23 protein-coding genes and 1 tRNA gene are annotated in these 23,642 nt (G+C 57.2%); 7 read left to right on the forward strand and 17 right to left on the reverse strand.

Translation table 11 applies throughout. The annotated features are described in order from the left end of the window. Positions 1-19: 19 nt before the first annotated feature. From dop to QP904_RS00390, 4 genes are all read right to left on the reverse strand, one after another. Positions 20-1,552: a depupylase/deamidase Dop gene (dop, locus tag QP904_RS00375; protein WP_049378141.1), complete on the reverse strand. Its 1,533-nt coding sequence runs from the start codon at positions 1,550-1,552 to the stop codon at positions 20-22. Beyond that, positions 1,549-3,114, reverse strand: coding sequence for a proteasome ATPase (arc, locus tag QP904_RS00380; RefSeq protein ID WP_248098288.1), 1,566 nt, complete (start codon positions 3,112-3,114; stop codon positions 1,549-1,551). Before arc ends, dop begins: the two co-directional genes overlap by 4 nt. Before the next feature lie 73 nt (positions 3,115-3,187). Further along, positions 3,188-4,024, reverse strand: a complete 837-nt coding sequence (locus QP904_RS00385; RefSeq protein WP_023021551.1) for a tRNA (adenine-N1)-methyltransferase — start codon at positions 4,022-4,024, stop codon at positions 3,188-3,190. 28 nt (positions 4,025-4,052) lie between these two features. Further along, complete coding sequence (locus tag QP904_RS00390; RefSeq protein ID WP_023021550.1) at positions 4,053-5,306, reverse strand: M18 family aminopeptidase; 1,254 nt, start codon at positions 5,304-5,306, stop codon at positions 4,053-4,055. Positions 5,307-5,352: 46 nt separating this feature from the next. Here QP904_RS00390 and QP904_RS00395 point away from each other — a divergent pair, with 46 nt between their 5' ends. Beyond that, positions 5,353-6,183, forward strand: coding sequence for a RecB family exonuclease (locus QP904_RS00395; RefSeq protein ID WP_023021549.1), 831 nt, complete (start codon positions 5,353-5,355; stop codon positions 6,181-6,183). A 12-nt stretch (positions 6,184-6,195) separates the two neighbouring features. Here the strand turns inward: QP904_RS00395 and QP904_RS00400 are convergent, their stop codons facing one another. From QP904_RS00400 to QP904_RS00440, 9 genes are all read right to left on the reverse strand, one after another. Further along, on the reverse strand, positions 6,196-7,863 hold the full coding sequence (locus QP904_RS00400) for a formate--tetrahydrofolate ligase (protein WP_023021548.1): 1,668 nt from the start codon (positions 7,861-7,863) through the stop codon (positions 6,196-6,198). Positions 7,864-8,000: 137 nt separating this feature from the next. Continuing rightward, entirely contained in the window at positions 8,001-9,308 is a 1,308-nt protein-coding gene (locus QP904_RS00405) for an anaerobic C4-dicarboxylate transporter (RefSeq protein ID WP_023021547.1), read from the reverse strand. Between the two features lie 352 nt (positions 9,309-9,660). Next, a complete protein-coding gene (gene aspA / locus QP904_RS00410) occupies positions 9,661-11,220 on the reverse strand; it encodes an aspartate ammonia-lyase (protein ID WP_023027852.1) in 1,560 nt (519 codons plus the stop codon). Between the two features lie 110 nt (positions 11,221-11,330). After that, positions 11,331-12,176 carry an ATP phosphoribosyltransferase gene (gene hisG, locus QP904_RS00415; RefSeq protein WP_284798515.1) on the reverse strand — a complete coding sequence of 282 codons (846 nt, stop codon included), beginning with the start codon at positions 12,174-12,176 and terminating at the stop codon, positions 11,331-11,333. 29 nt (positions 12,177-12,205) lie between these two features. Beyond that, a complete protein-coding gene (locus QP904_RS00420; protein ID WP_284835344.1) occupies positions 12,206-12,469 on the reverse strand; it encodes a phosphoribosyl-ATP diphosphatase in 264 nt (87 codons plus the stop codon). A gap of 58 nt (positions 12,470-12,527) precedes the next feature. Next, positions 12,528-13,244 (reverse strand): HAD family hydrolase, encoded by a 717-nt coding sequence (locus QP904_RS00425; RefSeq protein WP_284835345.1) that lies wholly within the window; start codon positions 13,242-13,244, stop codon positions 12,528-12,530. A 128-nt stretch (positions 13,245-13,372) separates the two neighbouring features. Further along, positions 13,373-13,756 carry a hypothetical protein gene (locus QP904_RS00430; protein WP_284835346.1) on the reverse strand — a complete coding sequence of 128 codons (384 nt, stop codon included), beginning with the start codon at positions 13,754-13,756 and terminating at the stop codon, positions 13,373-13,375. Positions 13,757-13,780: 24 nt separating this feature from the next. Then, positions 13,781-15,019, reverse strand: a complete 1,239-nt coding sequence (gene mshC / locus QP904_RS00435; protein WP_284835347.1) for a cysteine--1-D-myo-inosityl 2-amino-2-deoxy-alpha-D-glucopyranoside ligase — start codon at positions 15,017-15,019, stop codon at positions 13,781-13,783. A gap of 25 nt (positions 15,020-15,044) precedes the next feature. Further along, positions 15,045-15,899 (reverse strand): undecaprenyl-diphosphate phosphatase, encoded by an 855-nt coding sequence (locus QP904_RS00440; RefSeq protein ID WP_284835348.1) that lies wholly within the window; start codon positions 15,897-15,899, stop codon positions 15,045-15,047. A 66-nt stretch (positions 15,900-15,965) separates the two neighbouring features. On the opposite strand from QP904_RS00440, the gene QP904_RS00445 reads away from it, so the two are divergent. After that, complete coding sequence (locus QP904_RS00445; protein ID WP_259824546.1) at positions 15,966-17,012, forward strand: YncE family protein; 1,047 nt, start codon at positions 15,966-15,968, stop codon at positions 17,010-17,012. Positions 17,013-17,016: 4 nt separating this feature from the next. Next, positions 17,017-18,132 (forward strand): quinone-dependent dihydroorotate dehydrogenase, encoded by a 1,116-nt coding sequence (locus tag QP904_RS00450; RefSeq protein ID WP_049378150.1) that lies wholly within the window; start codon positions 17,017-17,019, stop codon positions 18,130-18,132. Positions 18,133-18,230: 98 nt separating this feature from the next. On the opposite strand, the gene QP904_RS00455 is transcribed toward QP904_RS00450, so the two are convergent. Together QP904_RS00455 and QP904_RS00460 are read right to left on the reverse strand one after the other, a co-directional pair. Further along, on the reverse strand, positions 18,231-18,557 hold the full coding sequence (locus QP904_RS00455) for a hypothetical protein (protein WP_023021537.1): 327 nt from the start codon (positions 18,555-18,557) through the stop codon (positions 18,231-18,233). Between the two features lie 65 nt (positions 18,558-18,622). Beyond that, positions 18,623-19,162 carry a YbhB/YbcL family Raf kinase inhibitor-like protein gene (locus QP904_RS00460; protein WP_049378151.1) on the reverse strand — a complete coding sequence of 180 codons (540 nt, stop codon included), beginning with the start codon at positions 19,160-19,162 and terminating at the stop codon, positions 18,623-18,625. 227 nt (positions 19,163-19,389) lie between these two features. Between QP904_RS00460 and QP904_RS00465 the strand changes: the two genes are divergently transcribed. From QP904_RS00465 to QP904_RS00475, 3 genes are all read left to right on the forward strand, one after another. Then, a tRNA-Leu gene (locus tag QP904_RS00465) sits at positions 19,390-19,475 on the forward strand. A 76-nt stretch (positions 19,476-19,551) separates the two neighbouring features. After that, the gene (locus QP904_RS00470; RefSeq protein ID WP_259824548.1) at positions 19,552-20,268 is read left to right on the forward strand and encodes a TVP38/TMEM64 family protein; all 717 of its coding nucleotides are present in this window, start codon (positions 19,552-19,554) and stop codon (positions 20,266-20,268) included. Between the two features lie 54 nt (positions 20,269-20,322). Next, complete coding sequence (locus tag QP904_RS00475) at positions 20,323-20,901, forward strand: hypothetical protein (protein WP_023021534.1); 579 nt, start codon at positions 20,323-20,325, stop codon at positions 20,899-20,901. Here QP904_RS00475 and QP904_RS00480 read toward each other — a convergent pair. Continuing rightward, positions 20,898-21,737, reverse strand: coding sequence for a DUF3097 domain-containing protein (locus QP904_RS00480; protein ID WP_239208364.1), 840 nt, complete (start codon positions 21,735-21,737; stop codon positions 20,898-20,900). The two genes, QP904_RS00475 and QP904_RS00480, sit on opposite strands and share 4 nt — an antisense overlap. Positions 21,738-21,770: 33 nt before the next feature. Here QP904_RS00480 and QP904_RS00485 point away from each other — a divergent pair, with 33 nt between their 5' ends. Beyond that, on the forward strand, positions 21,771-22,544 hold the full coding sequence (locus tag QP904_RS00485; protein WP_284835349.1) for an Rv1486c family protein: 774 nt from the start codon (positions 21,771-21,773) through the stop codon (positions 22,542-22,544). On the opposite strand, the gene QP904_RS00490 is transcribed toward QP904_RS00485, so the two are convergent. Then, positions 22,541-23,614, reverse strand: coding sequence for a ferrochelatase (locus tag QP904_RS00490; protein ID WP_023021531.1), 1,074 nt, complete (start codon positions 23,612-23,614; stop codon positions 22,541-22,543). The genes QP904_RS00485 and QP904_RS00490 overlap by 4 nt on opposite strands. Positions 23,615-23,642 lie beyond the last annotated feature (28 nt).

The raw sequence follows: 23,642 nt of genomic DNA on the forward strand, positions 1-23,642 counted from the left end.
CTGCTTTAATTCGTGGTTGTTAATTACGGTACTCGGGGTGGATCTCGCTGTCAGTGAGTCTTTGGAGAAGATCCTCGACCGTGTCGGCGGCGTCAATCATCTCTCCACATTCAGCCTGAGTGAGACCAGTGGCGATATCCATGGGGACTGTGGCCCACGGTGCGTCGGTGCCCTCCCCTACTCGTACGGTGAGGCTTTGCCAGCTTGCGGCAATGATGTTCTCGCCGAATTTCTGCGTTACTCGGCCGCGGAAATAAGCGCGGGTGTCCTCCGGCGGACAGCTGGAAGCACGCTCAATTTCGGCGGCGCTAAAAAGCTGCCGCATCTGGCCTTTGCGCACTAGAGCGTGGTGAAGCGATTTGGCTGGGTCAATCTCCGCGTATTGCAGGTCTATGAGCCGCAGCTTGGGGTCGTCTGGATTGACGCCGCGGTCGAGATAGCCCTTAATCAGGCGATACTTTGCCACCCAGTCCAGCAGGTGTGCGGCCTGCATCGGGTCTTTCTCCAGTAGCGAAACTACCTCGTCCCAGGCCGCGAGGACCTTGTGATCGGTGGGTGTGCGTGGGGTGACGCGTGCGCGATATTCGGCAAGGAGCTCTAGGGCGGTGAGCTGGCGGGCGTCGGCAAGCGTGAGCCGATGCTGAAGCCTAAGATCGCGGCTCACGCGTGGGACTTCCGCCACAGCATCCTGCAGGCGGAGGTCGCTGAAGTCCACGCCCTCTTCGATGGCATCGAGCACCAGAGAGGTCATCCCCAGTTTGAGCAATGTAGACGTCTGCGACATATTCGCGTCCCCAATGATGACGTGGAGGCGGCCGAAGTCAGCATGGACCGCATGCGGCTCATCGCGGGTATTGATAATGCCGCGGTTGAGGGTGGTCTCCAGCGAGATTTCTTGCTCAATATAATCAGCGCGTTGGGAGATCTGGAAACCTGGCTCTTCACCAAACTCGCCGCGTCCCATGCGCCCGGCGCCGATGACTACCTGGCGAGCAACGAAGAAAGGGATGAGGGCCTGCGCCATGGTGTCGAAGTCCGTTTCACGGGAGTACTGATAGTTCTCATGAGAGCCATAAGAGGCGCCTTTTCCATCCACGTTATTTTTATAAAAACGCAGGGCTGGGCAGGGCTCGTGGTTGGCAAGAACGGACTTTCCTTGCGCGCTCAGCCCCGCCACGGCCGCAGCCGCTTGCAGGAGCGTGGCGTCCCCTGCGGCGTCATAAAGCGTAGCTTCCCAGGCATTAGTGCATTCCGGTGCGGAATACTCCGGGTGCGCGTGGTCAACATAAAAGCGCGCGCCATTAGCCGTGACCACATTGGCTACTCCGATGGCATTCGGGTCGACTACGGGCACCGTCTGGTAGCGCTTGAGATCAAAACCGCGGGAATCGCGCAGCGGGTGTTCCTCGGCAAAATCCCAGCGTGAGCGCGCCCCTGTGTGCATCGCGGCATAAGCTACTACCGCGTGAGTGGAAGAAATAATAGGTGAGTACTCCGGTAGCTCTGGGGTCGCAATTCCGTACTCGGTTTCGGTACCTACAATGCGGCTCATGCGCTCCTCCTTGTGGTCAATAACTCCACCCGTTCCACGCGGGCACCGGAATGGTCTTGGGAAATGATCTTGGTCCATTCCTCCGGGTTGGTGGAGGTAGGTACATATTCGGACTCGGCGCGCTCGGCTGCGATGGCATCGAGCAAGTGTTGCTTGGCGATGCCCTCGTGGTCCCCACCTGCCGCCTGCTCGCTGCCTGCACGCAACCGGAGAGCGTCCTTGATAGCCAGCTTTTTGGCCCGCGAGAGGATATTGGCAATCATTGCGCCGGAGACAAAGTCGCGGTAATGCAATATTTCCCGTTCCCCGCTGGAAAAGTGCAGCTGTACGAAGGGGCGATCGGCATAAAGCTCATCCACCGCGGCGATAATGAGTTCGTCCAACGCGCCCTGGTGCGGGACGGATTCGGTGAAGTGCCGGGCGAAAATTTCTCGGGCCCCCTGTTTATTCGGGCGGTTAACCCGGATCTTGATGTCAAGCCGGCCGGGGCGCATGATGGCGGGATCGATGAGTTCTTCGCGGTTGGTAGCGCCAATGACGATCACATTGGACAGGCTCTCAACTCCATCGAGCTCCGTGAGCAGCTGGGGAACAACCGTGGTTTCCATATCGGAGGACACACCCGAGCCACGAGTGCGGAAGATCGATTCCATCTCATCGAAGAAGATGACCACTGGCCGGTCAGCGCTGAGCTGGGCCAATTCGCGGGCCCGCTCAAAAATGAGGCGGATGCGGCGTTCCGTCTCCCCCACATACTTATTGAGCAGCTCTGGGCCCTTGATATTGAGGAAGTAGCTCGTGCCGTCGCTGCCTAATTGCTGGGCTAAAGAGTGGGCTACTGCCTTGGCAATAAGCGTCTTACCGCACCCTGGAGGGCCATACAGGAGCACGCCCTTAGGCGGCTGTAGCTCGTATTGGTGATAGAGGTCGGGATGGATAAACGGTAGCTCTACGGAATCGCGGATCTGGGAAATCTGCTCGTCCAGCCCGCCGATATCCTCATAGCGCACATCCGGGACCTCTTCCAAAGAAAGCTGGGTGACTTCAGTCTTTTCCACCTTTTCTAGTGCGATGGCAGCTTTGGGATCCACGAGTACTACCTCGCCTGCCGACACCCGGGTATCCTCGCGCAGTGCTTGGGCTAGCAGCACTACCTTTTCCTCACCAGAGGAATTTGCCACTATCAGGCGGTCTTGACTGAGGCGCTCCACCACCGTTGCTAGCTCGCCTGTACGCTCAGGCGGGCACCCTTCCACGACCACGAAGCCATCGCCCAAGCGAACCTGCTGGCCGGCCGAGAGACTGCCTGGTTCCACGTTAGGCGAGACCTTAAGCTGCATAATGCGGCCATTGGTATAGACCTCCGCGGTGGTTCCCACCTCGCTGTGGTTCGGCGAATAACCTAGAAAAACACCGTAGGTCGATGCCGGCTCAGCCAGCGCGTTGAGCTCGGCAAAAAGCTGCTCCAGCTTCACGCGCGATTCTTTTAATAAGCCCGCCAACTTCTGATTGCGGGCGGCAAGCTGGCTTACCTGCCGCTTATAGTCCGTGGCTTCATCCATGCCCACTACTCTAACGCGGCGCGGGCAGCGAAAGAGGGCACTTCCGCTTTAAATTCTGGGCGTTAAAGCGGCCCTACTTCCGGGCACGGCGCTGCGGGCGTGGTGGGGTGACACCATCGGCCAGGCGGCGAGTCCAGATGAGGAAGGCGGTGTGCGCATTCATGCGGTGCTCTGGGCGGGTAGCTAGGCCTTCGACCTTCCATTCACGCACCAGCGATTCCCATGCCTTGGGCTCAGTGAAGCACTTGAGTTCACGAATGCCTTCCATGACCTTCATTAGCTGTGGCACCGTTGCCACGTAGGTCATAAACACGCCACCTGGGATGAGGAGATCGCGCACGGTCTCCAAGTGTTCCCATGGTTCGAGCATGTCGAGGATAACGCGGTCTACCGGCCCACCCAGGTCTGCAGCGGTAACGTCTGCCAGATCACCAAGGCGCGGCGACCACCACTCCGGCTGCTCGCCAAAATATTCCTTCACGTTATCCACCGCATACTCAAGGTGATCATCGCGCACCTCATAGGAATACACATGGCCTTCTGGGCCGACGGCACGCAGCAAAGACATGGATAGCGCACCGGAACCGGCACCGGCCTCGAGCACGCGCGCGCCCATGAAAATATCGCCCTCTACCAAGATCTGTGCCGCATCCTTGGGGTAAATCACCGCGGCACCGCGCGGCATGGACAGCACATGGTCCACCATCAGGTGGCGGAACAGCAGGAAGGAGGAGCCAAGGGTGGACTCAATAACCGAACCCTCATCCATACCCACGATGTCATCGTGGTTAATTATGCCCTTGTGGGAGTGGAACTGGCCTCCCTCTTCAAGGATGACCGTGTAGTGGCGCCGCTTGGCGTCAGTAAGCTGCACGCGGTCGCCATAGGCAAAGGGGCCGGAATAAGCCATGTCTCAAGACTCCTCGAGGTTGCGATTACTATCCCACCAAGTATGCCTCAAGCGCTTGTGCAAGCCATACTTGGTCCCGCTCGCCCACCATTTCACGCGCCGAGTGCATCGACAGCATGGGCACGCCCACATCCACGGTGTCGATGCCCAAACGGGTTGCGGTGATGGGACCGATGGTCGATCCGCACGGCACGTCATTATTGCCCACAAAGCGCTGCACCGGCACGCCAGCCTTGTCGCACGCTGCTTCCCACAACGCCACTGTGGTGGCATCGGAGGCATAGCGCTGGTTGCCGTTGATCTTGGTCACTGGGCCCTTGCCGATTATCGGGTGGTGCGTGGGATCGTGCTTGCCCACGTAATTGGGATGCACCGAATGTGCCGCATCGGCCGACACACAACTCGAGCGGGAAAACATCTGGAAGCGTTCCTCCTCGTTAGCTCCCAGTGCCCGGGCCGTTCGAGTAATGACGTCCGCCAGAATAGGCCCGCCCGCACCGTAGCGGGAGCTGGAACCTACCTCTTCGTGGTCAAAGGCCATCATGACCAAAATATCCTTGCCCTGATAGTCCTTGGCAGCATTCTTCATCGCCGCCAAGGAGGCATGTACAGAAGAAAGATTATCCATGCGCCCGGCTGCAATGAACTGCTCTCCTGCCCCAAAGACCTCACCGCGGGCGGCATCGGCCGTAATCAGGTTGAAGGATGCAATATCCTGCTTGCCGACGCCCGCCTTCTCCCCCACTACCTGCAAGATCGATGCCTCTGGGTCACCGACGCTTAAGACAGGCTGCATATTGTGCTGTCGGTCTGGTTTGAACTCATCCTTGCGGTACAGGTGGATGGCCAAAGACGGCAGGCGCAGGACAGGGCCAGTATTTACCACATGCCGCGTGCCGTCCTTAGTCACAATCTGGCCAGCGACGGTCAACTCTCGGTCAAACCAGGTATGCAGTAGCGCCCCGCCGTAGACCTCTACTGCTACTTGCTGCCAGTCCGCCGCCGAAAAGTCCGGCGTGGGTTTGAGCACCAGGCCCGGCGAGTCCGTATGTGACCCCACGATGCGAAAACCAGAATTCTTATCCGCCTCCTGTGGTACATACCAAGCCGCTACCGCGCCACCGCGCACCATCACGTGGCCACCTGGTGCGGCCGACCATTCCTCACTCTCATCCTGTAGATCAAATCCCACCTCGCGCAATTGGCGGGATACCTCCTCCGCAGCGTGATAAGAGGAAGGAGAAGCGGCGATGAAATTAAGGAATTCTTCGGTATAACTCATACCTCCTAGCTTGCCACGAAACGCACGGCGATAGGCTAGATACACCATGGCTACTTCATCGACACCCCGCCCGCTTGCCCTGTCACCCTCGCGCGCTTCCGATTACAAGCAGTGCCCACTGCTCTATCGCTTCCGGGCCATTGACAAGCTGCCCGAACCCAAAACCATTGCACAGGTCAAAGGAACCCTAGTGCATGCCGTACTGGAAGAAATGCATAAGCTACCGCGCGCAGAGCGCACCTATCCTGCCGCAGTAAAGATGATTAAGCCCTCGTGGGCAGACATGACCGCAAAGGACGCGGAACTGCTCGAGCTCGTGCCAGAAGAAGACACCTATGACTTCTTCGTTTCCGCCAGAGAACTGCTCAAAGGCTATTTCCAGATGGAAGACCCACAGGGCTTTGATTGCCAAGAAACCGAGATGTACGTCAACACAGTTCTTCCCAATGGCGTTCCCGTTCGTGGCTTCATCGACCGAGTGGATCGCGCGCCGACGGGCGAGGTCCGCGTCGTTGACTATAAAACCGGCAAGAAACCACTGCCCCGCTATTCACAAGATGCCCAATTCCAAATGCGTTTCTACGCGCTAGTCTACTGGCGCATTCTAGGCACTATCCCCCACCAGTTGCGGCTTATGTACCTCAAGGTCTTGGACTCGATGTTTCTTAGCCCAAACCGAGAGGAGCTGGAGTACTTCGAGCGCGATCTCGGCGAGTTGTGGGCCAAAATTGAAGCCGATGGGCGCGCCGGGGATTTCCGCCCCAAGCCCTCCAAGCTATGTGGCTGGTGTGCCCACCAGGATCTCTGCCCCGAATTCGGCGGCACGCCGCCGCAGTATCCAGGGTGGCCTGGTTCCGCGGCGGATAACAAGGACTAGGTCCACGCGGCCTTAGAAAAGTCCGGAGATAGTGCCGTCCTTATCGACGTCTATGTTGTTGGCCGCTGGCTTCTTTGGCAACCCCGGCATCGTCATAACATTGCCGGTAAGCACAACGATAAAGCCTGAGCCGGTGCGCGGCAGCAATTCACGGACATGCAGCGTATGGCCTTCCGGCGCACCCAATTCAGATGCATCATCGCTGAAGGAATACTGAGTCTTGGAAATGACCACGGGTAGCTTGTCCCAGCCATTGTCCTGGATGTACTTCAGATCTTTAAGCGCCTTTGCTCCATACTCCACGCGGTCGGCGCGATAAATCTCGCGAGCAATGGTCTCGATGGAGGCTTCAATTCCTTGCTGCGGATCGTAGAGCTGCTTGGCACCGCCCTGCAGGTTCTCCAGCAAGGTCTCTGCCAGCTTAGTCGCACCTGCACCGCCCTCGGACCAGACGTTGGCTTCTTCCAAGGCCACTCCAAAGTCCTTGGCCCACTGCCGCATAAACTCGCGTTCCGCCTCCGTATCCGACCAAAAGAGGTTGAGCGCTACCACTGGCTTGATACCGAATTTGCGCAGATTTTCTACGTGGCGCTCAAGGTTGACAATGCCCGCCTTGAGCGCATCTAGGTTCTCTTCCGTGAGCTTATCTTTGGCTACTCCTCCGTTGTATTTTTGCGAACGAATGGTGGCAACAACAACCGCACCGGCAACATCCAGATCGCCAAAGCGTGCCTTGATATCGACGAACTTTTCCCCGCCCAAATCGGAGCCGAAGCCAGCTTCGCTCAGGACAATATCGCCGAATTGTAGAGCGGTTTGAGTTGCTAATAGGGAGTTGCAACCGTGGGCAATATTGGCGAATGGTCCACCGTGTACCAAGGCTGGTACCCCGCCGAGGGTCTGTACGAGGTTCGGATTAAGGGCATCACGCATCAGTGCCGTGAGCGCACCTTCTGCGTTCAGGTCACGCGCGGTAACAGGGCGTTGATCGTAGGTGAACCCGATGGTGATATCGCCAAGACGTTTCTTCAGGTCTTCAAGGTTTGTGGCCAAGCACAAAATGGCCATGATTTCAGAAGCGGCAGTAATGGTGAAACCGGTTTCAGCGGGTACGCCGTGGGCTGGGCCGCCCAGTCCAGTGACCACGTTGCGCAAGGCACGGTCGTTGACGTCCATGCACCGCTGCCACGTTACTCGTCGTGGGTCGATACCCAACGCGTTTCCTTGATGTATGTGGTTATCAATGATGGCGGCCAAGGTGTTGGTTGCGGAGGTAATCGCGTGAAAATCCCCGGTGAAGTGCAGATTGATGTCCTCCATGGGCACAATCTGTGCATAGCCGCCGCCAGCCGCACCGCCCTTAATGCCCATCACTGGCCCTTGGGAGGGCTCTCGCAGGGCAACTATCGCTTTCTTGCCCAATTGGTCTAGGGCATCGGTCAAGCCGATGAGAACGGTGGATTTTCCCTCGCCGGCAGGGGTAGGTGATACGCCGGTGACAAGCACCAGCTGGCCCCGGTTTTCCTTGGAATAGTCAACCTTGGTGATATCTACCTTGGCTTTGGTGGTGCCGTAGGGAATCACGGCGTCGGAAGGAATGCCCGCCTTGGCGGCAATCTCCGTGATCGGCTGCAGTTGGTGGGCTTGGGCAATTTCAACATCGGATAGCTGAGTAGTCATGGCCTAAGCCTACCGAGCGATTGAGTTAAATAAGGCTCATTTAGACAAGAAAGTGAAATGAATTAAGTTGCCCGCTGATGCTGCAACCAAAAAGGCGCCCTGAAGGGCGCCTTGGAGATGGTTTTAACTTCCTCTAGTTATAGGAGGACGAAACCGAATGCATAGCCCAAGAGAACCGAGAGCACGATGCTGACCGTACCTGGGATCAGGAATGGGTGGTTGAATACGGCCTTGCCGATACGAGTCGAGCCGGTATCGTCCATCTCCACTGCTGCCAACAAGGTTGGGTAAGTCGGCAGGATAAACAGAGCGGACACCGCCGGGAACGCAGCGACTGCGGTAATGGGGCTTACTCCCAGGGCAAGGGCTGCCGGCATAAGGGCCTTGGTCGTAGCGGCTTGCGAGTACAGCAACGCTGCAGCGAAGAATAGCACCACTGCGAGCAGCCACGGCGAAGATTCAATAACGCTGCCAGCCATAGACTGAATATCGTCCATGTAGTGGTTGATAAGGCTGGTGCCCAGCCAAGCCACGCCCAGCACACAAATACATGCGGACATACCGGACTTGAAGACCGGCGTATTCAAAACATCTCCAGCCGGGACCTTGGTCATCATAACGATGATGGTGGCAGCGGTGAGCATGACCGTCATAATGGCTTCATTACGTGGAAGGGTCGGGTCGGCGATAAGCCCCACCTGCTCCGAGGTCAGGGTGGCCCACGCCATCACGATGATGATGGCTACCAAGAACACGAGAACAGAAGCCTTGGCACCCTTCTGCGGAGAGTAGTTCCCTGCGCCGAGTGGTTCCTTGACCAGGCCTTGTGCCTTGCGCTCCAAGTAAACCGGATCATCTTCAAGCTCTTTGCCAAACTTATTAGCTACCCAGGCAGCTGGGAAGATAGACAGGAATGTCGCCGGAATAACGACCGCCAGTACCTGCAAATAGCCCACCCCAGTCGGCTCTAGCAGGCTAGCGAGCAACACCACGGCTGCCGAAATGGGCGAAGCACAGATTGCCATCTGAGAGGCAACTACCGCGATGGATAGCGGGCGTGAAGGACGAACCTTACCCTCTTTAGCTACCTCGACGATAACCGGCAAAGTAGAAAACGCAGTGTGCCCGGTGCCAGCGAGAACCGTCATTAGCCACGTCACAATTGGCGCGTAGAACGTGATCCGCTTTGGGTTTTTGCGCAGGAACTTCTCTGCAATGTGCACCAAATAGTCCATACCGCCAGCTCGCTGCATTGCTGCGATAGCAGCAATGACGGTCATGATGATGCCGATAACATCGAAGGGGATATCTTCCCTAGTAATGGGAACACCGGTGAGACCAAGCGCCAACACGCCGAGGCCGCCGGCCATACCGATACCAATTGATCCAATTCTCGCACCCAAAACGATGGCCGCGAGAACGATGACTATATGAACAATAACCATGGACGTACTCCATACGCTCTCTATGCAAACTATGGGCACGCATCTCCATAAAGAGTGCATGCCGTCCTCAACATCTTCTATTTTGCACCCGCTGTGGTGATTTATTCATTCAAAGTGCCTGTTTGTGTTGATTCCCACATAAAATAAGGATTCCGCTATAAAATGACCGGTATTCTAAGACGCATCGTCCCTGTATAGGAGAATAAAAGATGAATGTGAATAGTGCCCCTTCACCATGCACAAACCCCCGCAGCCTCCGCCTGCTTTACTTCCATGTGAAGTAAAAGTGGCGGCAACTGCGGGGGCCTACTCCGCGGGCACTATACCCTGCTGCTCCTAAAGCGCTGTGGGCTTAGTCTTCGTCAATGAAGAGCTGGCCTCGGAACTCTGGGTGCATGAGGTTTTCTACGGACAGAACCTTGTTCAAGGTTGCTTCATCCAGCAGGCCCTTCTCCAAGACGAGTTCCTTGACGCCCTTGCCGGTCTCCAAGGACTCCTTAGCGATCAAATCACCATTGTGGTGGCCGATGAACGGATTCAGGTAGGTGACGATACCAATGGAATTTTCTACGTAGGCGCGGCACACATCCGCGTTGGCGGTGATGCCCGTGACGCACTTTTCGTGCAGCGCATCGACGGCGTTGCCCATGATACGAATGGACTGGAACAGTGCTTCGCCGATGACCGGCTCCATGACGTTTAGCTGCAGCTGGCCTGCCTCAGCGGCCATGGTGACTACGTGGTCATTGCCGAAGATCTTGAAGCAAGTCTGGTTGACAACCTCCGGGATAACCGGGTTTACCTTACCCGGCATGATGGAGGAGCCAGCCTGGCGGGCTGGCAGATTAATCTCAGCCAGGCCAGCGCGAGGGCCGGAGGACAGCAGGCGCAGGTCATTACAAATCTTGGCGAGCTTCATCGCTGCGCGCTTAATGGTTGCGTGCAGCAGCACGTAAGCACCACAGTCAGAGGTTGCTTCAATGAGATCGCGTGCGGTCTTCATTTCCAAGCCCGTAACCTCAGACAAGGCTGCTGTGACCTGGTGGCGGTAGCCGGCAGGAGTGTTTACGCCGGTGCCGATTGCGGTTGCACCCAGGTTGATCTCCAGCAGGCGGCGCTGAGCATCGCGCAGCAATGCTTGTTCCTCGTTCAGGTTATTGGCAAAGCCCTTGAACTCATCGCCCAAGGTCATCGGAACAGCGTCCTGGAGCTGGGTACGGCCCATCTTCAGGATGTCCTGGAATTCATTGCCCTTGTCCTGGAACGCGGCGCGCAGGCCATCCATGCGCTCAATGAGGTGGTCAACCGCTGCATGCAGACCCAGGCGGAAACCGGTCGGGTAAGCATCGTTGGTGGACTGGGACATGTTCACATCATCATTGGGGTTGATGATGTCATAAGAGCCCTTCTCCTCACCAAGGTATTCCAGAGCGAGGTTGGCAACGACCTCGTTGGTATTCATGTTCAGCGAGGTACCAGCACCACCCTGGAATACGTCCAGTGGGAACTGGTCCATGCAGCGGCCCTCTTCCAGGATCTGGTCACAAGCCCAGATGATGGCTTCGGCCTTCTTCTTAGGCAACACGTGAAGGCGACGGTTTGCCATGGCAGCCGCCTTTTTGACCTGGACCATGCCGCGAATGAAGTGCGGGATGGTGTTGATGGTCACGTAAGAAATCTGGAAGTTTTCCATAGCGCGAACGGTGTGCACACCGTAGTAAGCGTCCGCTGGAACTTCCAAAGAGCCAAGAAGGTCGGTCTCGGTGCGAGTCTTCTTGCTGGAATTCTTAGGTGCCTTCTGTTCGGCCACCTTCTGCTGTGCAGCGTGAGTGGAAGTATCAGCTTCCTTCTTCTTCACGTCCTTTGCTGCAGACTTGGTGTCCTTTTCTTCTTTCTTAGAGGACTTTGCCATGATGGCTCGGCTCCTTTGCCTGTCGAGACTTATATTCGGATGAGTAACCTCAAGCGCTAATGTTAGCCACGACTGAATCTATTTGGGCCGACCCAGAAAATTCGCTCCCCCTAAAAGCGGGCGATGCGTAAATCAGAAGCCAAGATCGCCTCTGCGCCGAGTTGGGAAAGCCGGTCCATGACTTGGTTGGCGTTTTTCTTGGGAACCATCGCGCGCACCGCCACCCAGCCCTCACGCGCCAAAGGTGAGACCGTAGGACCGGTTAACCCGGGAGTAGTACCAGCAGCCGCATCGAGATTGGATTGCGCGATGTTGTAATCGATCATCAAATAGGTGCGAGCGTGCAAAATTCCCTGCATGCGGTCGAGCACCACCTGCTCTTCTTCGCTAACTTCTACCCCTGTGCGCTTGATTACTACGGCCTCGGACTCAATGATCGGCTCGCCGAACGGCGCCAACCCTTGTTGGCGCAAGGTAGTACCAGTTGACACGACATCAGCAATGACATCGGCAACGCCTAACCGGATGGAGATCTCTACCGCGCCGTCTAGCCGAATAACATCGGCCTCAATTCCATGCTCGGCAAGGTTCGCACGGACAAGATTGGGGTAAGAGGTCGCGATCCGGCGACCATCCAGTTGAGAGATATCCCACTCCTCCCCCTGCGGGGCTGCATAGCGAAAAGTAGATCCTCCAAACCCTAATGGCAGAACCTCATCAAAGCTCGCCTTTGAGTCGAGAGCTAAATCGCGACCGGTAATACCCAGATCCAAAACACCGCGGGCAACATAGATGGCGATATCTTTGGGCCTTAAGAAGAAAAACTCAACCCCGTTATCCGCATCAACCACGTTGAGTGTTTTGGAATGTCCACGCCCCTTGTAGCCGGCCTCTGCAAGAATGTCCACGGCGGATTCTGACAGTGAGCCTTTGTTCGGTACAGCAATTTTTATCATGCGGATCCTTCCGTCCCGTGGGGCGCTGTTTAAAGGTAGTTGTAGATGTCTTCTGGGGTAAGCCCCCGCTTGAGCATCATGACCTGAGTCCAATAGAGCAGCTGAGACACTTCTTCTGCTAGCTCAGCATCAGACTGATACTCTGCGGCGATCCACACTTCCCCGGCTTCTTCGATGATCTTTTTGCCTATGTGATGCTCGCCTTTATCCAAAGCGGTAACGGTGCCAGAACCAGCGGGGCGCTGGGCAGCTTTTTCGGATAATTCAGCAAAAAGGTTCTCAAAGTTCTTCACGGCTACCTATTGTTCCACAGGTAGTTAGGGAATGTAGTAAAACCCTGAAGTCCTACCGCTATTCCGAAATCTTGCTAAACCACTCATAGACCTCGGAGGCCCGAGCACCGGCGAGGTGCCGCGAGTTGCGGAGCTGGGAGACCTCGGTGACCTCCGGCGGAACCTCCACCTCGTCATCTTCGGGCAAGCCGATGACTACACAGCCAGCATCAACTGCGGCGCGCATTCCCGTCGCGGAATCTTCAAATACCAAGCAATCCGCAGGTTTTGCTCCGATGCGGCGGGCCGCTTCGCGGTACATATCCGGTGCAGGTTTCCCGGAAGGTACTTCATCCCCGCAAATGGTATCGACAAAGTACTGCCGCCCCAACGCGCTAATGGCGGCATCGGCGACGTTGCGCTCGGTATTAGTCGTCACCATCATTGGCACGCCATCCGCCTTCAGCTCATGCAGCAACGCAGGAATGCCGGGAAAAATCTCCAGCTTGCGAGCGAAAAGACCTTTGACATAGTCAAACATCCGAGCGCGGTATCGATCGCTGTCACCGGGCCGCAGTGTCACCCCCGCATTATCTGCGCAAATCCCCAAGGTCGTCTCAAAAGTCGCCCCTACAGTGGCAAGGCGCTGGGTGGGAGTTAAACGCTTCCCTAGGAGCTCCGAGAGATAGAACGTTGCCTCCGCCCAAAGCGGCTCCGAATTGGTGAGCGTGCCATCCATGTCCCAGAAAATGGCGGCGGGCTTTGTCAGACCAGAAACGGCATCGGGGTGCTGCACGAGAATAAAACTAACTTTCTCTTTAAAAAGGCTGTGGGGTGAAACCGACCATGCGCTAAGGGCACAGAAGTAAGCGCCAGGCTGCGAATATGCCGCGGGCCGGCGCTCAAAAAGCGGGAGGACAAGAACTAAAAGTCTAGTTCTGGAATGTGCGATAGAGCTTCGTCATCTGCTCCAGTTGCCGCGCAGGCATTGTAGATAAGCTCAGATAGCTCTTCCTTCTCTTCCGGCTCGAGGACAGCGTCGTGCTGGGCACGATTAAAATTGGCCAACGCACGAACGGTCTTGGACAACACGGTTACCAGCTGCGGGCCATCTGGATCATCCGGAAGGGCATCCAGCCCATCGAGCATATTCTCAAGGTGACCGCGTAGCTCCGGAAGCACGCTGGCATCAAACGGAGCCTCCCAGAACTCCTTTTCCTCCTCTTTGAGGTAATCGCCGGTGGCGAAGGACTTCAGATCACTTATGAACTCATCTACGGTGGGCTGGAAATCGGCGCGAATGCTCATGCTGTAGATACTGCCCTATCTTGGCTAAACCTGCACGCCGAGGAGTGAATTTAGGGCAGTGCGAACCAAATCTGCCGCTCCTTCTTCGTCTGTGCCACGGTCAGCCTGCGACCACTCATCCACAGCAGCCAGCGCCGCAGGGGTATCGAGGTCATTGGCAATCGCCGCGCGCAGCTTGGCGACGACCCCTTGCGCCCCCGCCATGCTTCCTGGCGTAGCCACTGCTTCCCGCCACGCGGACAGCCGGTGCTTTGCTTCTTCGAGCACTTCATCCGACCAATCCCGCTCATCGCGGTAATGCCCAGCGAAGACGCCCAAGCGGATAGCGGAGGGCTCCTCGCCTGCTCCTACTAGCTTGTGGACGAAGACAAGGTTGCCCAAGGACTTAGACATCTTGACCCCGTCGAGGCCGATCATGCCTGTGTGTACATAAAACTTTGCCATGCGGTCCACACCCAGGGCCGCCTCGGCGTGGGCGGCGGAAAATTCGTGGTGTGGGAACTTCAAGTCACTACCGCCACCTTGAATATCAAAGGTCGAACCTAAACGATTGGTGGCAATAGCGGAACATTCAATATGCCAGCCCGGACGGCCAGGACCAAAGGGCGACTCCCAAGCGGGCTCTCCCTCGCGGTGAGCGCGCCAGATGAGTGCATCAAGCGGGTTCTTCTTTCCTGGGCGGTCTGGATCGCCGCCGCGTTCTGCAAAGAAGGTCTGCATCTCTGCCGCAGAATAATTGGACTCGTATCCAAATTGCTCAGTAGCGTCGATGGAGGCGTAGATGTCAGGGTAATCGGGATCATCTACGACGTAGGCCGCACCGGCGTCAAGAAGCTTCTGGACCATCTCCACGATTTCATCGACGGCCTCCATGGCGCCGACATAGTCTTGCGGCGGAAAGACGGAGAGCAACTCCATATCGGAACGGAAAAGGTCAATCTGAGACGTACCAAGCTCGCGCCAGTCCACGCCATCGCGTTCGGCGCGCTCAAACAGTGGATCATCTACATCGGTGATGTTTTGTACGTAGTGAACCTTCTTCCCGGCGTCCAAGAACGCGCGGTAGATAAGGTCAAACGTCAAGTATGTAGCGGCATGGCCCAGGTGGGTGGAGTCATAGGGCGTAATGCCACACACGTACATGGTGGCGGTATCCCCTGCGACCTCTACGGGAGCGATGGTTTGATTCGCGGAATCGTACAAGCGCAGCTGCGCCGCATCACCGGGCACAGGGCGGAAAGAAGGTATAGGCCAAGAATGCATAGCCACCATACTAACGCGGTGTGCTTTACAACGGCTGCAGGACTCCCAGCGCCAATAGGATCATAACGAGAACACCGACTGGGATACGGTAAGCGGCAAACCACGAGAAGGAATGGTTGCCCACGAACTTCAGCAACCATGCAATGGAGGCGTAGCCTAGGGCGAAGGCGATGCCAGTGCCTACCAGAAGCTGGAGGCCGGTAGCGGATTGGCCGGCGTCGGGAGAAAAGGCGTCGGGAAGCGAGAAAAGCCCCGAAGCCAGGACTGCTGGAATGGCGAGCAAAAAGCTAAAGCGCGTGGCCACCTCGCGGTCCAGCCCTAAGAACAGACCACCAGAGATGGTGCCGCCGGAGCGAGAAACACCTGGCATGAGCGCCAGGCACTGACACAGGCCCATCACGATGGCGTCTTTCATAGTCAACTGCTCAAAGCCACGCTCTTTTTTCCCCAACTTTTCTGCGGCGATAAATACAAAAGAGAAAACAATCAGCATGGCGGCGGTGATCCACAGGTTGCGCAGGGCTCCGCGGATTGCATCTTCGAAGGCGTAGCCGATGATTCCAATAGGAATAGAGCCAACGATAACCATCCAACCCATGCGCCAGTCCTGGCCACGAGAGGATTTATCGGTCCAGCCGCGGAACCAACCGGTAAGTATCTGCCAAATCATGGGAGCAAAATAAACCAGCACCGCTAGCTCGGTGCCAAGCTGAATGACTGCGGTAAAAGATGCGCCAGCATCCTTGCCCCAAAAAAGTTCGGAAACAATGCGCAGGTGACCAGAGGAACTAACCGGAAGGAACTCGGTCAGACCTTGCACGATGGACAAAACAATGACCTGTGCCCAAGAGACGGCGTCTGTTGCGGTATTTGAAATCACCCGCTTCACACTACAGCGGAACAAGGCTTCGGGTTTTTATAACGCGCGCTGTTAGGATTAGGAGTCGTGAAATCTCAATCCGGCTCCGCACTGATCTTTTCTAGTTTGCTGGCGCTTAGCGCCACCGCACTGGCCGCCTGCCAGCCCGATGTGGGCGTGGGCGCCGATCCGGAAACCGCGGTCAAGGGCAATGCCACCCCGGCGGCCTCCCCTGTCAAGGCGGACCCGGAGGGCACCGTCGTAGACCTTAAGGAAGACATCACAGACCTTGCTGCTGTCGATAACTCGCTTGCGGTGCGCACTAAGGACCAGCTCCTTATCGGCAGCCAGAAAGAGTTTGCGGGCCATAAGGCAACTGCTTTAGACATTTCTGCGGAGTGCGGTGATCTAAGTTCATCGTCGTCGGGCTTTGTACTGGCCTGCCCGGAAAAGGTCCTGCTCATCGATCCCTCCTCCCCGGATTCTCCCGCGGAGGTCCGTATGGAGGAGGAGACTCCTGTTACTGCTGCCACCCAGCTTTCCAGCGGCGAGATCTTTGCTACCTCAGCCGATTCCAGCACCGTTGGCATTTATAAAGACGGCAAACGCGAAGGTGACATCGAGGTCGAAGCCGGCTCGGACCAGCTACTAGCCGTGCCCAATTCCACGGGTGACGATGGAGTGGTACGCATTCACCGCGAGGATTCCACCATTCAAAACGTGGATTGGACTAATGATCGCGCGGGCGGTCGACTGCGCGTTGGCCAGGGTGTAGGAAGCATCGCGGTGGGCGACAATGGCGTTGTTCTTGCCTCCGATACTGAGGGCGGACGCTTGGCTATCTACACTTCCGATGATGTCGTTCGCCTGCACCAATACGGCAACGTCAATGGCACCCCATGGGGCGTAGCTTGGGACAAGGAGCACAACCTGGCGTGGGTCAGCGCCACGGATACGAACAAGGCTCATGCCTATGAGTTAAATAAAGGTGTTCCGGAACTGCGCGGAGATATCTCTACCGTGCCAGATGCACAAAACATTGCCGTACTTAACAATGGCACCTTCGTCGCCGCCTCTGCCACCGGCCACGGCCTCCAGTTCGTGGACACCCCGCACCTGAAGAAGGAGTCTTAACACCATGACCAGCACTATCGATCGACTGCGCGCGCAGGCCTACCAAGTGGCATTGCGTGGCATGTTTCAGCTTAGCCCGGAGCGCATCCACGGAATTATCAACACCGCACTGCGTGGACTCCAGGCGGTTGGTCCGGCCAACCGGGCCTTGGCAAAGGTGCTGCCGGTCAACGATCCGGTGCTCCGCCAAGAGGTCTTTGGCGTAGAGTTTCCCCGCCCACTGGGACTAGCCGCTGGGTTTGATAAGAATGCCGCCGCTGCTGATACCTGGTCCCCGATTGGCTTCGGCTTCGCGGAGTTGGGCACCGTCACCGCCCAAGCACAGCCGGGAAATCCTGCACCGCGACTTTTTCGCCTAAAGGCCGATAAGGCCATCTTGAACCGCATGGGGTTTAACAATGAAGGCGCAGCGGCCGCTGCAGAAAACCTCCGCAAGCGCCGCTACAGCGATGTTATTGGCATCAATATTGGCAAGACTAAAGTCACCCCTGCCGAGCACGCTGTGGAAGATTACCGCCGCTCTGCTTCCGTATTGGGCGACTTGGCTGACTTCCTTGTAGTCAACGTTTCCTCGCCGAATACCCCGGGCCTGCGCGACCTACAAGCAGTGGAGTCGCTGCGACCCATTCTTTCTGCCGTGCAAGAGTGCACCGCCGTTCCAGTGTTGGTCAAAATCGCTCCCGATCTTTCGGATTCCGACGTAGATGCAGTGGCAGACCTAGCCCTTGAACTCGGTCTCGACGGTATCGTAGCGACCAATACCACCATTTCCCGCGAGGGGCTCAAGACCCCTCCTGCCGAGGTAGCGGAAATGGGGGCCGGTGGCGTATCTGGTCCCCCGGTAGCCGAGCGCTCTCTGGAGGTGCTGCGCCGTCTCAATGAGCGTGTCGGCGGCCAGCTCACCCTCATCTCCGTCGGGGGCATCTCCACGCCGGAGCAGGCGTGGGAACGCATCACTTCCGGCGCTTCCTTGTTGCAGGGCTACACCGGCCTCATCTATGGCGGTCCAGATTGGATCCGCGATATCCACCGTGGCATTGCCGCCCAAATCCGCGCCCACGGCTTGCGCAATATTTCCCAAGCGGTTGGCTCTGGCCTGCCATGGAAACCCGTGGATTAATCCCTATAGAGACTCTTGGTTGAACAAGAAAGTCCGCCCCCACCTGCTCTACCCTAAGCAGCTGGGGGCGGACTTTCATTGATTAAACACGGTACTGGCTAGGCTTGCGCCATAGCGCTGCGCCTGAGAATAAGTGCGCACAGGACTGCGAAGCCGGCGTAGAACACCACCCAAAACTGCGCTTGGGTGAATAAAATCCCGCCGGGTAAGAAGCGGCTCGCCGCAATGACTACGATCGCAACCACTAATGCCACAACCTGGGCGCGGCTTCCCGCCTGGCTTCTACTCATGGTACTAAAGGCCCCGACGAGGAACGCGGCGGCAACAATAGCCACCTTCGAATACGTCCATGCGAAGTCGGCTCCCCAGCCATCCGAAAAGACAGAGATTAGCGCGAAGAGAGCCAGCACGAATGCGACCACCATGAAGGTGCCGCCGACCCGCAGGGTCGCCGAAGGGCTAGCCTGCGATGCACTAGAGCTACTTGCCGTTACTTTGCCTCGTACCAGCCCCACAAAATGGAACGGCCGAGCGCGTGGAAATGCAGGTTGAAACCGAGCACAGTCGGGGTTGCATCTGGGTCGATATCGAGCTTCTCCACGTCTACTGCATGGACTGCGTACAGATAGCGGTGAGGTGCGTGACCTGCAGGCGGGTTAGCGCCATAGTAGGTGCGCTCGCCCGAATCGTTGCGCAAGCTAATAACACCGTCAATGCCCAGGTCTTCTGCAGCACCAGCATTGGTAGGCAACTCGCTTACCTCAACGGGGATATTGAAGGCCGCCCAGTGCCAGAAACCAGAAGCGGTGGGAGCATCCGGGTCGAAACAGGTCACAGCCAGGGACTTAGTGCCTTCAGGCAAACCGGACCACGCAAGTTGAGGGGAAACGCTTTCCGGAGCGCGAAGCTTTTCTTGCAGCTCATCGCCTTCGACCACGTCGGTGGAAGAAAGAACAAAGGAAGGAACATCACGCAGCGGTGCGTAGGGATCTGGTCCAGGGAAGCGGGAGTCATCTGCATAAGAAGTCATAGACCCATTTGTACCCCACCTCACAAGGTGATGTCGATGTGGTGTAACCGCACGCCATGGTCGCACTACAGTCGTACCCCAGTACGACGCTTAGGCAGGATTACACCCATGTATTTCACCGCCCTTCACGCATGGACTTTTCGGCGCCCTACGCTGGCGATTTGTAAAGCACACCCCACGCAAGATACAGTATCGGAGTGCCCAGCCGAGAGGCTGACAAACACCCTGCCCGGGTGGCGGAATGGCAGACGCGCTAGCTTGAGGTGCTAGTGTCCTATTAACGGACGTGGGGGTTCAAGTCCCCCCTCGGGCACAGACTTCCGGCGGCTACCACGAGGTAGCCGCCGGATTTTTCTATCCTGCACTCCCTCAAGGACTACGATTTCCCCATGACCACATTTCTGAGTTGGGTGCGCAATTTCGGCCACTTCCTGCTTTCGCTCACTCGGTCCGCTTGGCGCTCAATCCAGCGGTGGACCGTGCAGCGGTGGATAGCCGTTCTCGCTGCAGTAATCGCCCTCCTCGCCGTGCTTTATTTCTACGACCTGCCGGATGTGGCTCACCTGCGTGATGCCTCCACCCGATTTGGCGCATGGTTCCCCTTCATCTTCACCCTAGGTTATGTCATATTTACCCAGTTTCCCTTTCCTCGAACCTTCTGGACGGTAGCCGCAGGACTATTATTTGGCCCGTGGAAGGGACTCGCGCTTTCCCTGTGCGCCTTGACGGTATCAGCGGCGTTGTCCTTTCTTATCGTTCGCAAGCTCCTCGGAGCCTGGATCCGCCCGCACCTGACCCATCCCGCAGTGTTCACAATCAACGCGCATCTCGAGCGGCGCGGGTGGCTGGCCATCGCTTCCCTCCGGATGGTAGCCGGCGTCCCGTTTAGCCTCCTAAACTACGTTGCTGCCCTTACTCCGGTAAAGCTCAGCCACTTCACCTTGGCCACCCTTGTCGGTTCTATTCCTACTACGGCTTTGGGCGTGTTCTTCGGCGATACCCTCACCGGACATACCTCACCCGGCATCGTCCTCGCTATGGTGGTTTTCGCTGCGATTGGAGCGGGAGGGCTTTATATGGACTCGCGACTTCCCACTCGCCCTTAAGTCAAGTTCGAGCGGTAGACTATTCCGCATTAGGTTCTTAAAGGGAGGTTTTCCATGCTTGCTGTCCACGCCCGCTACCGGGGCCGCTCCGTGCGTCGTGCAGAGTTGGTCCAGCGTTCTGCGTCGGCCCTATCAACTCTTTCTGGCGTTGGAGAGTTCCATGTGCTTGGCGTGGAAGATATTTGCGCCGTAGTTGATTCAGCAACGGCCGTCTGCGACGTCGTCATGGCCTTGCTTGCCGACGGCGACTGGGCCATCGGCATCGGTATAAGCCCCGGCAACCAAGAAGATGAGGAGGGGGCACGCCAAATAGCTACCGCCGCGTTGCGGAAGTCCGCCCGTATGGGCCAGGTCTACGCCAAGATCAACAAGCGTGGCCGCGCTTCCGAGGCAAGCGATATCGCGGCCACCTTTGCCCTGCTGGGATATGTTTTGCACAAGCGCACCATCGAGGGGCGCGAGGCTACCTCACTCGTGCGTGCTGGGCTGAACCAAAATGAGGCCGCCGAAGAGCTAGGGATTTCTAAACAAGCCATGTCGCAGCGCCTCCAGGCGGCCGGCTGGAGCGCGGAGTTGGCTGGATGGCAGTTGGCCGTCAACCTGATTGAACGCGCGAATCTTACCCAGCCTTAGAGCAAATCAGACTTGCTCAGTTCGGGCGTCGTAACGAAGTCCACGAGCCGCTCCACCGCGCCAATCAGACTGGAATCTAAGTCACGGAAAGAATGCACGGCGTTATACACATGACGCCAACCGTCCTTAGGGTCGCTCCACCCCACGCGCCTGCACATTCCGGTCTTCCAGTCCTCGCCATAAGGTACTTCTGGCCATGCACGCAATCCCACGCGCTGCGGCTTCACCGCTGCCCAAATATCGATGAATGGATGACCAGTGACTAGGACATGCTCTCCCACGGTTTCCGTTAACCGGGTTTCCTTGGAACCTTGAACGAGGTGGTCAGCCAACACACCTACCCTGCGGCCGGGTCCGGGCTGAAATTCCGCCAAGCGGTCTTCCAAATTGTCCAGGCCTTCAAGGTATTCCACCACTACGCCTTCCACGCGTAGGTCGTGGCCCCACACCTTTTCCACAATAGCGGCGTCGTGGACACCTTCCACCCAAATGCGCGAGGGCGCGGCGACCTTAGCCTCCACGTTTTCTACGCGGCGGGAACCGGAGTTGGACTTGCGGGGTGCCTGCTTTTCGACGTACCGGGTAAGCGTAACCGGCTTACCCTCCACTAGGAACCCGCCTTTGACCAAATTAAAAACGCGTTCCACACCGTGGCGATCCTCAAGGCGAACTACCTCACCGAAAACGGTCTTATCCACCCCCATGACAGCACCCACAAAGTCGTCACCACGTACTTCCACTACCATTCCGGGCTCAGCTGGCACCTCAGGATATTGACGCGGCTTCGACCGCGAGTGGCCAGCAAATATGTCTCCGCCATAAGGATCAAAACTCATGGCCCGTTAGTCTATCTATTAGACTGGCTCGTCATGGATATGCGCGCCGAAGTATGGTCACCTTTACAAAACACCGCTGTCTGGCTGGGCTCGTGGCTGTGGGGACACGAAACCACCGATGATTTGCTAGATGCTCTTAAAGAACTGGGCGGGCGTCCGGAGAGTGTGGATGAAGCACCGTTCGTCGATGTGCTAGCGATGCTGCGCGCAGAGACCGCTGAACTTACCGCGAAGCGCGGTGAGCGCGCGGAACCCGTTGTACGCCTCGAGCTTTCCGGGCCGGGAGAGCCCCCTGCCCTACCCGCAGGATCGGAGTCCTATCACGCAGCTATCCAAAGTTCCGCCGGAGCAATCATAGTTCGCACCAATAATCCCACGCGCAACTTAGTCCTCATACCTCATATCCACCACAGCCACACCGCGTGGCAGGTGATCGTCGAAAAGCAACAGCTCCCCGCCCCCGCCTGGCTGAGCCCTGGGGAAGCCGACGCACTGCTTGCTCAAGCAACCAATGAATCCGCTGACCTTATCGCCGCAACTGGGTATAGCACTGAAGCGCTGCCCACCCCCCGCCTCACCGTGGGAACTTTAAGCGACTTTTATGACACCCCCGGCCTTCCCCAATCAACGCCGGCCCGAGCAGCCAAACTCTTCACCCGCGCCGACCGAGTGGCCGCGATCATCGAAACGGTTACCGACCGCATCAACGATCACAGCCTTGACCCGCAGTTACTCCGCTTGTGGCGCCACATCCGGCAGGCCCGCATGACGGGCGTTGCCTATGCACTCGGGGAGTTCGCGCGTTAAAGAGACCAAATATCGCAACATCCCGCGGCACACGGCGCACCATTGAGCGTGCACCCTTGCACGGTCACCTGCCCGCTGGTTTCCTTCTCGCGGCCATGCTCCAGCTCTTCTATAAGGTCAACCACCATTTCTGCAAACCGAGGGGTCGGGCCTGCAGTACGGGTACGCACGACCCTGACCCCCATATCCTCGGCCGCCTTCTGCAGCTCGGAATCGAGATCCCAAATAACCTCCATATGGTCGGAGATGAAACCAATTGGGCAAACCACAACCGTGTCGACGCCTTCGTTGTGGTGAATCTCAGTGGTGTGATCAACAATGTCGGGCTCTAGCCACGGAGTGCGTGGATTGCCTGAGCGTGACTGCCATACAAGGTCATAATCGGAAATACCGGCCTGCAACGCCACCAACCGCGCCGCCTCGGCCACCTGGCGGGAGTAGAGGTTTTTATCGCCTTCCGCGCCGCCAACGTTATCGTGCGCAACCGGGACAGAATGCGCGGTGAACAAAAGCCGGGTAGTCCGCTTCTTATCAGCTGAAACTTGTTCCCAGACCTCCGTTACGGCAGTGGCCATTTCGGCCACAAATTTCGGATGATCAAAGAATTGACGAATCTTCGTAAATTCAATCTCCGGCAGGCCTTGCTGCGCGAGATGTTCGCGCATGCGCTGAATATCTTCGTCATATTGCCGGCACGCGGAGTACCCACCCCATGCGGAGGTGGCAAACACAGCTACTTTACGGATACCGTCCCGAGACATCTGTTCTGCGGTCTCGTTGGCAAAGGGATGCCAATTCCGGTTGCCGAAATAAACCGGTAGATTATGTCCGCGTTTTTTCAGCTCACCTTGGACATGTTCGATAATTTCACGGTTGAGCGCATTGAGCGGACTTACGCCTCCGAAGTGATAATAGTGCTCACCCACTACTTCAAGCCGTTCGCGAGGAATGCCTCGACCACGGGTAACGTTCTCCAAAAACGGAACGACCTCCTCGTTTCCTTCCGGGCCACCGAAAGAAAGGACGAGGAGGGCGTCGAAGTTTTGGGCATTCTGTTGTGCGTCAGTCATGCCCTAAACAATACCAACCAAAAGTTGG

The organism is Corynebacterium nasorum (assembly GCF_030229765.1).
Classification (GTDB): Bacteria; Actinomycetota; Actinomycetes; order Mycobacteriales; family Mycobacteriaceae; genus Corynebacterium; species Corynebacterium kefirresidentii.

Excerpts from the sequence above, each read along its gene's own strand:
- dop (WP_049378141.1), bottom strand. The coding sequence starts at position 1,552 with ATGAGCCGCATTGTAGGTACCGAAACCGAGTACGGAATTGCGACCCCA.
- arc (WP_248098288.1), bottom strand. The coding sequence starts at position 3,114 with ATGGATGAAGCCACGGACTATAAGCGGCAGGTAAGCCAGCTTGCCGCC.
- QP904_RS00385 (WP_023021551.1), bottom strand. The coding sequence starts at position 4,024 with ATGGCTTATTCCGGCCCCTTTGCCTATGGCGACCGCGTGCAGCTTACT.
- QP904_RS00390 (WP_023021550.1), bottom strand. The coding sequence starts at position 5,306 with ATGAGTTATACCGAAGAATTCCTTAATTTCATCGCCGCTTCTCCTTCC.
- QP904_RS00395 (WP_023021549.1), top strand. The coding sequence starts at position 5,353 with ATGGCTACTTCATCGACACCCCGCCCGCTTGCCCTGTCACCCTCGCGC.
- QP904_RS00400 (WP_023021548.1), bottom strand. The coding sequence starts at position 7,863 with ATGACTACTCAGCTATCCGATGTTGAAATTGCCCAAGCCCACCAACTG.
- QP904_RS00405 (WP_023021547.1), bottom strand. The coding sequence starts at position 9,308 with ATGGTTATTGTTCATATAGTCATCGTTCTCGCGGCCATCGTTTTGGGT.
- aspA (WP_023027852.1), bottom strand. The coding sequence starts at position 11,220 with ATGGCAAAGTCCTCTAAGAAAGAAGAAAAGGACACCAAGTCTGCAGCA.
- hisG (WP_284798515.1), bottom strand. The coding sequence starts at position 12,176 with ATGATAAAAATTGCTGTACCGAACAAAGGCTCACTGTCAGAATCCGCC.
- QP904_RS00430 (WP_284835346.1), bottom strand. The coding sequence starts at position 13,756 with ATGAGCATTCGCGCCGATTTCCAGCCCACCGTAGATGAGTTCATAAGT.
- mshC (WP_284835347.1), bottom strand. The coding sequence starts at position 15,019 with ATGCATTCTTGGCCTATACCTTCTTTCCGCCCTGTGCCCGGTGATGCG.
- QP904_RS00450 (WP_049378150.1), top strand. The coding sequence starts at position 17,017 with ATGACCAGCACTATCGATCGACTGCGCGCGCAGGCCTACCAAGTGGCA.
- QP904_RS00455 (WP_023021537.1), bottom strand. The coding sequence starts at position 18,557 with ATGGTGGTCGCATTCGTGCTGGCTCTCTTCGCGCTAATCTCTGTCTTT.
- QP904_RS00460 (WP_049378151.1), bottom strand. The coding sequence starts at position 19,162 with ATGACTTCTTATGCAGATGACTCCCGCTTCCCTGGACCAGATCCCTAC.
- QP904_RS00470 (WP_259824548.1), top strand. The coding sequence starts at position 19,552 with ATGACCACATTTCTGAGTTGGGTGCGCAATTTCGGCCACTTCCTGCTT.
- QP904_RS00475 (WP_023021534.1), top strand. The coding sequence starts at position 20,323 with ATGCTTGCTGTCCACGCCCGCTACCGGGGCCGCTCCGTGCGTCGTGCA.
- QP904_RS00480 (WP_239208364.1), bottom strand. The coding sequence starts at position 21,737 with ATGAGTTTTGATCCTTATGGCGGAGACATATTTGCTGGCCACTCGCGG.
- QP904_RS00485 (WP_284835349.1), top strand. The coding sequence starts at position 21,771 with ATGGATATGCGCGCCGAAGTATGGTCACCTTTACAAAACACCGCTGTC.
- QP904_RS00490 (WP_023021531.1), bottom strand. The coding sequence starts at position 23,614 with ATGACTGACGCACAACAGAATGCCCAAAACTTCGACGCCCTCCTCGTC.